Source organism: Pseudomonas vranovensis DSM 16006, from assembly GCF_000425805.1.
GTDB classification, from domain to species: Bacteria; Pseudomonadota; Gammaproteobacteria; order Pseudomonadales; family Pseudomonadaceae; genus Aquipseudomonas; species Aquipseudomonas vranovensis.
Map to the genome: position 1 here is coordinate 227,465 of NZ_KE384456.1, position 12,630 is coordinate 240,094.

General features: G+C 63.8%; 15 protein-coding genes. 6 read left to right on the forward strand and 9 right to left on the reverse strand.

Annotated elements, in window-relative coordinates; translation table 11 throughout:
* Positions 1 to 48 precede the first annotated feature (48 nt).
* From H621_RS0123545 to H621_RS0123580, 8 genes are all read right to left on the reverse strand, one after another.
* Complete coding sequence (locus tag H621_RS0123545; RefSeq protein WP_028945732.1) at positions 49 to 477, reverse strand: DUF2946 domain-containing protein; 429 nt, start codon at positions 475 to 477, stop codon at positions 49 to 51.
* 19 nt (positions 478 to 496) lie between these two features.
* Complete coding sequence (locus H621_RS0123550; protein ID WP_028945733.1) at positions 497 to 967, reverse strand: copper chaperone PCu(A)C; 471 nt, start codon at positions 965 to 967, stop codon at positions 497 to 499.
* Between the two features lie 47 nt (positions 968 to 1,014).
* Positions 1,015 to 1,407 carry a DUF2946 domain-containing protein gene (locus H621_RS0123555; RefSeq protein ID WP_028945734.1) on the reverse strand — a complete coding sequence of 131 codons (393 nt, stop codon included), beginning with the start codon at positions 1,405 to 1,407 and terminating at the stop codon, positions 1,015 to 1,017.
* A 101-nt stretch (positions 1,408 to 1,508) separates the two neighbouring features.
* Positions 1,509 to 2,366: an SPFH domain-containing protein gene (locus H621_RS0123560; protein WP_028945735.1), complete on the reverse strand. Its 858-nt coding sequence runs from the start codon at positions 2,364 to 2,366 to the stop codon at positions 1,509 to 1,511.
* Between the two features lie 20 nt (positions 2,367 to 2,386).
* Entirely contained in the window at positions 2,387 to 2,821 is a 435-nt protein-coding gene (locus H621_RS0123565) for an NfeD family protein (RefSeq protein WP_028945736.1), read from the reverse strand.
* Positions 2,822 to 2,983: 162 nt separating this feature from the next.
* Positions 2,984 to 3,730, reverse strand: coding sequence for a cobalt-precorrin-6A reductase (locus H621_RS0123570; protein WP_028945737.1), 747 nt, complete (start codon positions 3,728 to 3,730; stop codon positions 2,984 to 2,986).
* Positions 3,727 to 4,824 (reverse strand): cobalt-precorrin-5B (C(1))-methyltransferase, encoded by a 1,098-nt coding sequence (locus H621_RS0123575; protein ID WP_028945738.1) that lies wholly within the window; start codon positions 4,822 to 4,824, stop codon positions 3,727 to 3,729. The genes H621_RS0123570 and H621_RS0123575 overlap by 4 nt, the downstream gene beginning before the upstream one ends.
* On the reverse strand, positions 4,817 to 6,028 hold the full coding sequence (locus tag H621_RS0123580) for a bifunctional cobalt-precorrin-7 (C(5))-methyltransferase/cobalt-precorrin-6B (C(15))-methyltransferase (protein WP_028945739.1): 1,212 nt from the start codon (positions 6,026 to 6,028) through the stop codon (positions 4,817 to 4,819). The genes H621_RS0123575 and H621_RS0123580 overlap by 8 nt, the downstream gene beginning before the upstream one ends.
* A gap of 116 nt (positions 6,029 to 6,144) precedes the next feature.
* Here H621_RS0123580 and cobG point away from each other — a divergent pair, with 116 nt between their 5' ends.
* The 6 genes from cobG to H621_RS0123610 all read left to right on the forward strand — a co-directional run bounded on the left by cobG (position 6,145) and on the right by H621_RS0123610 (position 12,031).
* Entirely contained in the window at positions 6,145 to 7,479 is a 1,335-nt protein-coding gene (gene cobG / locus H621_RS0123585; RefSeq protein WP_084168031.1) for a precorrin-3B synthase, read from the forward strand.
* Positions 7,472 to 8,098 (forward strand): precorrin-8X methylmutase, encoded by a 627-nt coding sequence (locus H621_RS0123590; RefSeq protein WP_028945741.1) that lies wholly within the window; start codon positions 7,472 to 7,474, stop codon positions 8,096 to 8,098. The genes cobG and H621_RS0123590 overlap by 8 nt, the downstream gene beginning before the upstream one ends.
* Complete coding sequence (locus H621_RS0123595; protein ID WP_028945742.1) at positions 8,098 to 8,829, forward strand: precorrin-2 C(20)-methyltransferase; 732 nt, start codon at positions 8,098 to 8,100, stop codon at positions 8,827 to 8,829. The genes H621_RS0123590 and H621_RS0123595 overlap by 1 nt, the downstream gene beginning before the upstream one ends.
* Positions 8,829 to 10,529 carry a precorrin-3B C(17)-methyltransferase gene (gene cobJ, locus H621_RS0123600; protein ID WP_028945743.1) on the forward strand — a complete coding sequence of 567 codons (1,701 nt, stop codon included), beginning with the start codon at positions 8,829 to 8,831 and terminating at the stop codon, positions 10,527 to 10,529. Before H621_RS0123595 ends, cobJ begins: the two co-directional genes overlap by 1 nt.
* A gap of 103 nt (positions 10,530 to 10,632) precedes the next feature.
* Positions 10,633 to 11,322, forward strand: coding sequence for a hypothetical protein (locus H621_RS0123605; protein ID WP_028945744.1), 690 nt, complete (start codon positions 10,633 to 10,635; stop codon positions 11,320 to 11,322).
* Positions 11,323 to 11,407: 85 nt separating this feature from the next.
* Entirely contained in the window at positions 11,408 to 12,031 is a 624-nt protein-coding gene (locus tag H621_RS0123610) for a hypothetical protein (RefSeq protein WP_028945745.1), read from the forward strand.
* Here H621_RS0123610 and H621_RS0123615 read toward each other — a convergent pair.
* Positions 12,028 to 12,624 (reverse strand): MarC family protein, encoded by a 597-nt coding sequence (locus H621_RS0123615; RefSeq protein WP_028945746.1) that lies wholly within the window; start codon positions 12,622 to 12,624, stop codon positions 12,028 to 12,030. The two genes, H621_RS0123610 and H621_RS0123615, sit on opposite strands and share 4 nt — an antisense overlap.
* Between the last annotated feature and the right edge of the window lie 6 nt (positions 12,625 to 12,630).

Below are 12,630 nucleotides of genomic sequence, written 5' to 3' on the forward strand. Positions count from 1 at the left end.
GCGCACGGTCAACGGCCAAGTGCCGGACCTGTGAGCGCAACAGTGGCTTCAGACGACGATGAAGGCAGGTGGCGCGCGGCTGCGGGCGCCGGGGAACACGGTTTGCCGGGCATGCCCCTGACGTGGCTGGACGACCAGGGTGCTGCTGGCGGGTGTGGCTTCGGTGTTGAGCAGGCTCAGGGCCTGGGGCAGGGCGGGGCAATGGAAGAACAGGCTGCAGTAGCCGCACTTCTCCCAGATCACATGCAGCGAAGCGTCGCTGCCAGGGTGATCGCCGGCGTGGCAATCGGCAGCGCTGTCCATGGGCATGCTCATGTTCATGCCTTGCGGCATGGCACGGTGATCCATCGGCATCGACTGGGAAACCAGTGGGCCGATAAAGATCATCAACATGGCGAACAGGCTCAGCCAGCTGCCACGCGCCCTCTTGGTGTCAGGGCGGGCGGTGCGGGCGAAGCGGCTGCGGGCGAAGCTCATGGCGAGCAGCGTTCAGCGATCAATGCGTGTGGGCGGTGCCTTCCGGGGGTTGCTTCTGCACGGCGACTTCGACGGTGACATCACCTGCGTTCTTGAAATGCAGGGTCAGCGGGAAGCGCTTGCCGTCACTCAACAGGCTGCGATCCTTGGGCTGCATCAGCATCACGTGATAGGCGCCGGGAGCAAACACCAGGTCCTTGCCGGCGGGTACCTCGACATTCTGCACTTGCTGCATTTTCATCAGCCCGTCCTTGTGCACATGTTCGTGCAACTGGGCGTCGTCGCTGATCGGGCTATCGACACCCAGCAGCGTGTCGGCGGTTGCGCCGTTGTTGTGGACGACGAAATAGGCCGCGACGTTGGGGGCGTTGGGCGGCAGCTCCTGCGACCACGGGTGGGCGATATGCAGGTCGCCCTTGGTGTATTCGTGGGCGTTGGCAAAGGTCGCCGGCAGCATCAGCGCAGCCAGCAGCAGGGCGTTCTTGAACATGGTGATTCTCCAGTCGATTCAGGTTCGCAGCAGGTAGCGTAGTGAAATCAGACCAGAGGGGAGGCGCGGGGATTGAGCGATGGCCAGAGTTGGCGCGGGGTGGGCTGGAATGTTGCGAGCAGCGGTTCGCGGGCAGCGGGCACCGCCAGCGGATGGTTCAGTTGCAGTGCGTGCCCCGGTAGCGCCAGCAGCGGCGCCGCGCCGGAACAGCACCAGCAATGTTGCATGCTGGCCTTGGCATCGCCTTGCTCGCCAAGGTCGAGCTTGCCCAGGGCCATGACTTCAGGCGTGAGCTTGCTGCCGACACTCGAACAGAAAGCCCCCCACAGCAGTTGTTCGGCCGGGCCCCTTGGGGCGGCGGACGCCAACGGCATGGCCAGCAGATTGAACAGCACTGCAAAGCAGGCAATCCAGGCAATGGCGGGCCGATGTGCGGGCATGGAGGGATCCGGTCAGGAATCAAGTGGTGGCTATTGTAACGCCCAGTATAGGAAAAATTGCCGGGGGTGCGGTGAAGTGCCGCACTCCCGGCAGCCAGTGCTCAGACGGGCTTGTTGCGCCCCATCAGGCCACGCACGGTTTCCTGCAGGTCGGCAGGCAGTACAACGACCTTGGCGTTGTTGCTGCGGGCCAGGTTTTCCATGGCGCCGATATAGCGCTCACCCAACAGGTACATGGCCGGGGTGATCTCGGTGCCCACCGCGTCCCTGACCAGGGTGATCGAACGGGCCGAGGCCTCGGCGAGGTTGATCTGCGCTTCGGCGTCGAGCTTTGCCGCCTGCTGGCGGGCTTCGGCTTCGAGGATCGCGGCCTGCTTGGCGCCCTCGGCGCGGGTGACGTCGGCTTTACGTTCACGCTCGGCGGCGGCCTGGCGTTCCATGGCGGCCTGCATGTTTTCCGAGGGCTTGATGTCCTGGATTTCAACCGAGCGTACGGTCACGCCCCAGTCTTCGGTCTGCTCGGACATGGCCTCGCGCAGGCGGGCCTTTATCTGTTCGCGGCTGGACAGTGCTTCGTCCAGGTCCATGGCACCGACGATGGCGCGCAGGGAAGTCATGGTCAGGCTGGTCACGGCAAAAGAGAAATCCTGCACGCCGTAGGCCGCTTTCTGCGGGTCGACAACCTTGGCGAAGCACAGGGCATTGGCGACGATCACCGCGTTGTCACGGGTGATGATTTCCTGCTGCTGCACGTCGAGGATGATGTCTTTGGTCGGCAGACGGTAGGCAACCACGTCGACGTAAGGGATGACGATGTTCAGGCCAGGCTTGAGGGTGCTGTGGTAGCGGCCCAGACGCTCGACGATCCACTCCTCGCCCTGAGGCACGATGCGTACCCCCTTGAACAGGGTGACGAACAGGAACGCGGCGAGCGTGGCGACGACGATGAGGCTGGTCATGGTTCAAGGTTTCCTTTTGATCAGGCCCGGGTAACACGGGCGGTATTGCCTTCGATGGCGGTGATGCGTACGCGCTCGCCGGGAAGAATCTCGGTATCGGCGACGCAGATCCACTCCTCATTGCCGAGGATCGGCTTCTGGAAGCGCACACGACCCTTGTGGAACTCGGAGACCGTGGCAGTGAGCAGGCCGACTTCGCCAATCACGCTGGCGGCCGTCCAGCGGTTATCCGGTTTTTTGCGGAACACCTTGAACCACAGGGCGGTGGTAATGGATGAGAAGATCACCCAGAGCAGGACCTGCATGTCGAGTTGCAGGCTGGGTGCGAGGTAAGCGATGAGCGACACCAGCACGGCGCCAATGCCGAACCAGAGGATGAAGAACGTCGGCAGCATGAGTTCGAGCACGACCAGCGCGAAGCCGAACACCAGCCAGATCCACCATTGCATTTCCATATGGGCGAATTCTTTTGCGGGAGAAAGGGTGCAGTGTAGGGCAGAGAGATGGCGATGGGCTATTGGGGAAGATCTGTGAAAGTTGTAAGGACTATCCCTCAGGAAAACTTGGACGCGGTGAAAGCCGCGTCCAAGCTTAAATGTGTAAACCATGTCTGCGGTTTACTGTGTAAAGGATGTCTCCGGTTCTACCCCCGCGATCAACGCCGCCAATAATTGTCCAGGACTGAAGAACTGTCTGTCGACTTCCGGCAAAACCGGCCGCTTCAGAATCAGCACCGGCACGCCTCGTTCACGGGCAACCTCCAGCTTGGGCTCCGTAGCCCCACTGCCACTGTTCTTGCTGATCAGCACATCGATCTGCCTGCGCTCGAACAGCTCGCGCTCGCCCTCCAGGTAGAACGGCCCGCGCGCACCGATTACTTCGCATCGCTCATTGCCACGGCAGGCTTCCAGGGCGCGCAAGGTCCAGAACTGTTCGGGCGGGATTTCATCCAGGTGCTGCAATGGCTCGCGGCCCAGCGTAAACAGCGGTCGCTTGAACGGCTTCAGGGCCTGGATCAGCGCTGCCCAGTCCGCCACTTCGCGCCAATCATCACCCGGCTGTGGCTGCCAGGCAGGACGGCGCAGGGCCCAGCAGGGAATCGCGGCCAGCTGAGCAGCCTGGGCGGCATTGCGGCTGATCTGCGCCGCGTAGGGGTGGGTGGCGTCGATCAACAGGTCGATGGACTCGCTGCGCAGGTAAGCCGCCAGACCCTCGGCACCGCCAAAGCCACCGACTCGCACCTGGCAGTTCAGGTCGCTCGGCACCCGGCCGATACCAGCCAGGCTATAGACGTGTTCAGGGCCCAGAGTGCGGGCAATGGCCAGGGCCTCGGTGACGCCGCCCAGCAGCAGGATATGTTTCATGCAAACGCTCCCGCATGGCCGACGATGCCGCCTTGCCGGTCGATGGCAAACACCTCCACCTGTACCTGCGCCGGCACCACGCTACGGGCAAAGGCCAGGGCGTGGGCGCACACGGCATCACCCAGGGCAATGCCGGCGGCACTGGCCAGGGCCAGGGCTTGCTGGCTGGTGTTGGCCTGGCGGATGGCGTCTTGCAGGTCGCTGTCGGCGCCGATGGCCGCAGCCCATTCAGCCAGTTGCGGCAGGTCGATGCTGGAGTGACGGCTATGCAGGTCCATATGCCCGGCGGCCAGCTTGCTGATTTTGCCAAAGCCGCCACACAGGCTGAGCTTATCCACAGGCACCTTGCGCAGGTGCTTGAGCACGGCGCCGACAAAGTCGCCCATTTCGATCAGGGCGATTTCCGGCAGGTTGTACACCCGGCGCATGGTGTCTTCGCTAGCGTTGCCGGTACAGGCGGCGATGTGTAGGTAGCCATTGGTCCTGGCAACGTCGATGCCCTGGTGGATGGACGCAATGTAGGCCGAACAGGAGAAGGGCCGGACGATACCGCTGGTGCCGAGGATCGACAGGCCGCCGAGGATACCCAGGCGCGGGTTCATGGTTTTCAGCGCCAGGTTCTCGCCGTCCTCCACGTTCACCGTGACTTCGAAGCCGCCACCGTAGCCGCACTCCGCGGCCAGCTGTTGCAGGTGTTCGGTCATCATTCGCCGCGGCACCGGATTGATCGCCGGTTCGCCCACCGGCAGTACCAGGCCGGGACGGGTCACGGTGCCGACACCATTGCCCGCCACAAAGCGCACACCGGGCTCGGCTTGCAGGCGTACGCGGCTATAGAGCAGGGCGCCGTGGGTGACGTCCGGGTCGTCGCCGGCATCCTTGAGGGTACCGGCCTCGGCCCCATCGTCATGCATGCGGCAGAACTCCAGGCGCATCTGCACCTGCTTGCCCTTGGGCAGGGTGATCTGCACCGCGTCGTCGTGCATGCCCGTCAGCAGCAGTCGCGCCGCCGCAAGGCTGGTGGCGGTGGCGCAGCTGCCGGTGGTCAGGCCGCTGCGCAGAGGGGCGGGTTGTTCCTGGGTCTCGTCACGCATCGAGGGGCTTGACCGCTTCTAGCAAGGTGATCGGCAGGGCCTGGCGCCAGGTGTCGAATTCACCCAGGGGTTGGGCCTGGGCAATGTGGATGCGGGTCAGCTCGCCGCCATGCTGCTCGCGCCAGTTGACCAGCGCCAGCTCGCTTTGCAGGGTCACGGCATTGGCCACCAGCCGCCCGCCAGGGCGCAGTTGTGCCCAGCAGTGTTGCAGCACGCCTTCGCGGGTCACGCCGCCGCCGATGAAGACGGCATCCGGTTGCTCCAGCCCTTCGAGCGCCTGCGGGGCACGGCCGCGAATCAGTTGCAGGCCGGGCACGCCCAAGGCGTCGCGGTTGTGTTCGATCAACTGCTGGCGGCCGTTATCGGACTCGATGGCCAGCGCCCGGCAACTGGGGTGGGCGCGCATCCACTCGATGCCGATCGAGCCGCTGCCGGCGCCGACATCCCACAGCAGTTCGCCCGGCTGGGGGGCCAGGCGGGCGAGGGTGATGGCACGCACGTCGCGCTTGGTGATCTGGCCATCGTGCCGGAAGGCGTTGTCTGGCAGGCCGGCCAAGGGCGACAGGCGCAGCGCATCGGGCGCGGCACGGCACTCGATGGCGACCAGGTTCAAGGCGGCAATGTCGTGGTGTTGCCACTGCTGGGCGGTTCCTTCAAGACTGCGTTCGGCGCTGCCACCCAGGTGCTCGAAGACGCGCATGCGGCTCGGCCCGAAACCACGTTCGCACAGCAGTGCGGCGATGGCGGCAGGACTACTGCCGTCGTTGCTCAGCACCAGCAGGCGCACGCCGCTGTACAGATGGGCATTGAGGGCGCCGAGCGGGCGGGCCACCGCCGACAGCGTCGTCACCTCCTGCAGGGGCCAGCCCAGGCGGGCGGCGGCAAGGGCACAGGAGGACGGCATCGGCAGCACGTTCATTTCATCGGCATTGAGCTGGCGGGCAAGGCTGGCTCCCACGCCATAGAACATCGGGTCACCGCTGGCCAGTACGCACACCGGTTCGCCGCGCAGGGCCAGCAGTGGCGCCAATGAGAAGGGGCTGGGCCACAGCAGGCGCTCGCCACTGATGCAGTGAGGCAGCAGATCCAGCTGGCGCTGGCCGCCAAACACTTTCACTGCACCCAACAGCACGCGCCGGGCGTTCTTGCCCAGGCCACTGAAACCGTCTTCACCGATGCCTACTACTGTCAGCCAGGGCGACATGCATTTTCCTCAATACCAGCAATCCGACCGGCAGGCTTTTCATGCCTTCGGACAAAGCAGGCATAATACCGCGCCTTCTACACTGAAGTGCCTTTTCACGATTGTCGGGTGACCCTTTGAACGAGCCTTTCCCGGCCCGCCAGCCCCATGTTGCGCTCCGCCCCTCGGCTTGCCCGGGGTTGTTGCGTATCGTCCAGGCACTGGACGGCGGCATCTGCCGGATCAAGCTGGCCGGCGGCGCGCTGACAGCCGATCAGGCCGATGCGGTGGCCACGGCAGCCGAGCGCTACGCCAGCGGCGTCATCGAAGCAACCAACCGCGGCAACTTGCAGATTCGCGGCATCAAGGCTGATCGGGCCGGGATGATCGAGCTGCTGTTGGCAGCGGGCCTGGGCCCGCGCGATGCCGCTGGTGACGATGTACGCAACCTGATGCTCAGCCCCGGCGCCGGGCTGGACCGGCACATGCTGTTGGATGCCCGGCCGTTGGCTGACCGGGTGCTGCAGGCGCTGGAAACGACACCGCGCTTTCATCAGCTGTCGGCCAAGTTCGCCTTGCAACTGGACGCCGGGGAAGCCCTGGCGATGCTCGAGCATCCCCATGACTTGTGGCTGTCGGCCCTGATGCTGGATGACGAACCCTGGTTCGCGTTCGGCCTGGCAGGCAGCCCTGGCCTGGGTTCGCCGCTCGGTGCAGTGCCGGCGGCACAAGGGTTCGACTTGGTGATTGCAGTACTCAATCGCTTTCTTGACCTGGCCGGGCCTGACCAGTCACGCATGCGCCATCTGCTTGGCGACGTCGGTCCGCAGGCTTTCATTGACGGGCTGGGCCTGCCGGTGCGCCGTGATGCTGCGGTACTGCAATGGTGTCGTCCGCTGACCCCGTGCAGCCACCTGGGCATTTATCCACAGCGCCAGAGCGGCCTCGGTGCGTTCGGTGCTGCGCCGCCCCTCGGTCGGTTGACCTCGACAATGCTGCGTGGCGTGGCCCAGCTGGCCAGGGAACAGGGCGATGGCAACTTGCGCATGACCCCCTGGCAAAGCCTGTTGTTGCCCAACATTGCACAGCCGCAGCTGACAAGCGTGGCTGCCAGCTGCGCCCGGCTGGGCTTGCTGTGTTCCGCTGCCGAGCCGCTGGCGCGCATGGCCGCCTGTACCGGTTCGGCGGGTTGCGCCAAGGGCCTGGCCGACACCAAGGGCGATGCCGTTCACCTGGCCACCTTGCTGGCCTCGGGCGCCTCGGCCAGTGTTCACCTGAGCGGTTGTTCCCGTTCCTGCGCCGTGGCCCACGTTGCCCCGGCGACTCTGCTGGCCCGAGCCCCGGGCCGTTATGACCTTTATTTGCGCGACGCGCGCCAGGCGGGTTTCGGTGCCCTGCGCGCGTGCGACCTCACACTAGAAGAAGCGGGCGCACTGCTCGATGTCCGCTCACGGAGCACCCTTGATGATTGATTACATCCGCGATGGTCAGGAGATCTATCGCAATTCCTTCGCGATCATTCGTGAGGAAGCGCGGCTCGATCGTATTCCTGCCGACCTTGAGAAACTCGCGGTTCGGGTGATTCATGCCTGCGGCATGGTCGATGCCATCGACGGCCTGCAGTTCTCGGAAGGCGCAGGCACGGCCGGTCGCCAGGCACTGGCCAACGGCGCGCCGATCCTCTGCGATGCACGCATGGTGGCCGAAGGCATCACCCGTGCTCGCCTGCCTGCCAATAACCAAGTGATCTGCACCCTGCGCGACGAGCAGGTGCCGGAGCTGGCCCGTGAACTGGGCAACACCCGCTCGGCGGTGGCGCTGGAGCTGTGGCGCCCGTACCTGGAGGGCAGCGTGGTGGTCATCGGTAATGCGCCAACGGCGTTGTTCTACCTGCTGGAGATGATCGATGCTGGCGCACCCAAGCCTGCGTTGATCCTCGGCTTCCCGGTGGGCTTTGTGGGTGCGGCCGAATCCAAGGCGATGCTCGCGGCCGATAGCCGCGGCGTGCCGTTCGTGATCATGCAGGGTCGTCTGGGCGGCAGCGCCATGGCGGCCGCTGCGGTCAATGCCCTGGCCACGGAGGTCGAATGATGCAGGCTCGTGGACGTTTGCTTGGCCTGGGCGTCGGCCCTGGCGATCCGGAACTGATCACGGTCAAGGCCTTGCGCCTGCTGCGTGAGTCGCCGGTGGTTGCCTATTTCGTGGCCAAGGGTAAGCGCGGCAATGCCTTCGGTATCATCGAAGGCCACCTGCAGGAGGCGCAGACTTTGCTGCCGCTGGTGTATCCGGTGACTACCGAAGCGTTGCCGGCACCGCTCTCCTATGAACAAGTGATCAGCGACTTCTACGACGAGGCCAGCCTCGAGGTCGCCGCGCACCTGGATGCCGGTCGCGATGTCGCGGTGATCTGCGAAGGTGACCCGTTCTTCTATGGCTCCTACATGTACCTGCATGATCGCCTGGCCGAGCGTTACGAGGCCCTGGTGATTCCGGGTGTCTGCTCGATGCTCGGCGGCGCCTCGGTACTGGGCGCGCCACTGGTCTATCGCAACCAGAGCCTGTCGGTACTCTCGGGCGTGTTGCCCGCTGATGAACTCAAGCGGCGCCTGGCCGATGCCGATGCGGCAGTGATCATGAAGCTTGGGCGCAACTTTCCCAAGGTGCGCCAGGTGCTGGGCGAACTGGGGCTTGCCGAGCGTGCGCTGTATGTCGAGCGCGCGACCATGGCCAACCAGAAGATCGTCGCCCTGGATGATGTCGATCCGCAGTCCTCGCCGTACTTCTCGCTGATCATCGTTCCCGGTGAAAGGTGGCAAGGTTGATGACCCGTAAAGCACCGGCCATTGTCATCCTTGGCAAAGGCAGCCTGGCCACTGCCCGCAAGATCCAGCAGCTGTATCCCGACGCGTTGGTCCATGGCCTGGCAGGTCGGGTCGAAGACGTCGACTGCAGCTACCGGGAGTTTGGCGCGACCCTGCGTCAGCTCTATCAGCAAGACACGCCGATCATTGCCCTGTGTGCGGCCGGGATCGTCATCCGCACGCTTGCCAGCGAGTTGCTGGAGAAGGGCGTCGAGCCGCCGGTGCTGGCGGTGGCCGAAGACGGCAGCGCCGTGGTGCCACTGTTGGGTGGCCTGGGCGGGGTCAATGTCATGGCGCGGGAAATTGCTGCAGGCCTTGGGGTGGCAGCGGCCATCACCACCAGCGGCGAATTGCGATTCGGCACCTGCCTGCTCAATCCACCCAGCGGCTATGCCCTGGCGGACCTGGAACTGGGCAAGCGTTTTGTCAGCGACCTGCTGGCCGGTGAAACGGTGCGCATCGACGGCGAGGCGCCCTGGCTGGCCCAGGCACAGCTGCCGCAGAGCGAGCAGGCGCAGTTGGCCATCCATGTTGGCTGTGACGCACGCGCGGTCTCTGACAATGAACTGGTGATCTATCCGCGTTGTGTCATGGTGGCGATCACTGCAGTTTCGGCGCAGTTGGCAACGACAGTGCGTGAGGCGCTGGCCAGCGCGCAGATCGCCGAGCCGGCCCTGGCGTGTTTGCTGGCGAGCGAATCGCTGATGGCGGACCCTGCGTTGCACGCTGCAGCGGCCGAGCTGGGCGTTGCGTTGCGGTTTGCCGTGGATGCCAAGAGCGCCAGCGCACTGGCGGCACAGGCAATGCCACAGTTGTTACCGCCGCAAGCACTCACCGAAAACCTGGCCATCGTGGTCTCCAGCCAACCGATCGATCCCGTGCAGATAGGCCGTGCCCGCGGTCGACTTGCCGTGATCGGCCTGGGGCCTGGTGCGGCCGAGTTCATGGTACCGGCCGTCAAGGCCGAGCTCGCCCGGGCAAACGATATTCTTGGCTACGAAACCTACGTGCGCATGGCCGGACCGTTCCGCGCGGACCAGGTCATGCACTGCACCGACAACCGCGAAGAGATGCAGCGCGCCCGCCATGCCTTCGAGCTGGCTGCCCAAGGGCGTTCAGTGGTGGTGGTGTCGTCTGGCGATCCTGGCGTATTCGCCATGGCCGCTGCCGTGCTTGAGGCCTTGCACGAGTCGACCAACCCGCGCTGGCATGCCGTCGACCTGCAGATGCTGCCCGGTGTTTCCGCATCGCTGGCCACCGCTGCCCAGGCCGGTGCGCCGCTGGGGCATGACTTCTGTGTGTTGTCGCTGTCGGACAACCTCAAGCCCTGGTCGATCATCGAGAAGCGCCTGGACCTCGCCTGCCAGGCGGACCTGGCGCTGGCTTTCTACAACCCGATCTCGCGTTCGCGACCCTGGCAGTTGGGGCGGGCCCTGGAAATCGTTCGCCAGCACCGTACCGCTCAAACGCCTGTCGTGCTTGGCCGCGATATTGGCAGGCCAGGGCAGACGCTCAGGGTGGTCACGCTCGGCGACTTGCATCCTGAAATGGTCGATATGCGCACGATGGTGCTGGTGGGTTCGTCCACCACCTGTCAATTTGCGCGGGCACATGCCGAGCCTTGGGTCTACACCCCTCGGTGGTACCCGGTACAGGACTGAACCTGGCGGGGAAAGCTTTCGATCCTGACTCAGGCACGCCTCTCGAATAGTGTGAAGCCCCCGTCGATGACGTGCGGGCTTTTTCACGAGAAGGATATTCGAGATGACAGCAACCCCTGAAATTATGAGCAACAATACAGCGGCTATCGTCGATCAATCGCTGATGGCGTTTGGCGCGGGCATGTCGTTGCAAAGCCGTACCGACGTAAAAAACGCCTATCACTTCGCTTCGCTGGTAGCGAGCAAACGCTTTGATCAGGAAGGGCAGGGCGAGGAGTGGTTCAAGGCGTTTCTCAAGGTCATGCACGATTGCGGCTGGGTGACTGCACGTCGTTGCTATGAACAGGTGAGTGAAGGCTCGCAGTCCCTCAAGGTCGGTGCCATCGCTGCCAAGGCGGTGAGCAGTATCGGCACTGCATTTCTAGGCGGGCCGGTGGGCGCTGCCCTGAACAAACTGGCCGAAAGTGCGCTTGAAAAGCTTGGCATGGTCAATGAAGCCCAGCAACTGCTCAAGCGCAACCTCACAAACAAGGCCAATGCCTCGGTCGGCCTGGCCTCCTGCATCGAAACCCAAAGTGGCGAAGTGGTCCTGGTCATGAGCGCGGTGCAAGTCGCCGCCGCGACTCACGACCTGGACCTGGCTGTATTCGAATGGAACAGCAGTGCCTTGACGTCCTATACAGGCTCCGCGGCGTTGTCGTTCAACAAGTCCCTGTACGACCATGTCCGCCCCACTATCGAGCTCAAGTTGGGCGAGCGGGCCATCAATAACGTACTCGACTACGACATCTGAAATTACGGGATGGCGCGTTCCTCGCGTCATCTCGTGGTTCTTGAGCACGTCATGTTGGCAGTGGATACGGCGCCAGGAGGCTCCCATGAACAAGCCACAGGCAGCAGTCATCGGCGCGGGGCTGATGTCTTTTTCGTCGGGACTGACACCGGGCCAGCAAGCATCCGTGAAACTGGCGGCCTTGATCGCTGAACGAGACACCCGTGATGCCCTGGATAACCATCTGATCCAGGATTGGTACAGCTACTACAAGCGCAAGCTGATGTTCTACGGGTGGGATGCATTACCGGCCAGTGAGGTGCATTGGCCAGGTCAGGAGAGGCCGGATATTGTTGATAGCGCCCTGCGCACGATATCGGCAACCGCTGGCAGTGAATACGCGACGACAATGGGGCTGGCAATGGCTCGGCTCAAGCTCGCCCCTGCAGCGCTGGCGCATTTCGAGCAGCGAACGAAAGACACCGGGGTTTTCCAGTTGCTGCCCTGTTTGCCTGCTCGCAACGGTTGCATCGACATGGTGCTTTACCATGAGACGTTGGCGCGAGTGGATGTCACTGCCGGCTTTTTATATCGTCAGCGGCGCCAGCTGACCGTCAAGGCTGAACTGGTACGCTTCAATACGCGCCTGTTCGATCAAAAGTTTCGTCAGCGGGTCGAGGCCAATCTGCAGGCGGTAGCCCTGCGCGAAATTCACCAGCTGGTGCTCTAGGGCACCAGATAGCCCTTGATCCCGGTAAGGATGATTTGCGCAGCCAGGGCGCAGACGAACAATCCCATCAACCGGCTGACGATCTGCAGGCCCTGGTCGCCAAGAATCCGCTCGATTCGGTGGGAGAGGTACAGCACCAGCCCGACGGTGAAGCTGGCCAGGGTGATACTGACAATGGCCAGCAACTTGTCGTCCCAATGCGGCTGGCCGACCCCCATCACCAGCAGGGCACCGATGGTGCCGGGGCCGACGGTCAGGGGAATGGTCAGGGGCACGATGGTGACGTCCTGCTGGACGTTGTCGGTCTGCACGGCCGACTTGCCCTGGGCCATGCCCAGCGCTGAGATGAACAGCACGCTGCCGGCACCGATGCGAAAGGCATCGGAGGTGATGCCGAACACGCCGAAGATGACCCGGCCAAACAGGTACAGCAGCACGCTGGAGATCAGTACGGCGATGGCCACTTTCCACGCCAGGTGCTTGCGCTCCTTGCTGGAGTAGCCGCGGGTCAGGCTGATGAAGCAGGAAAGCACGAAGAACGGGCTGTAGAGCACGAGCATTTTCAGGTAGACGCTGAATAACTCATGGAGCATGGTCGG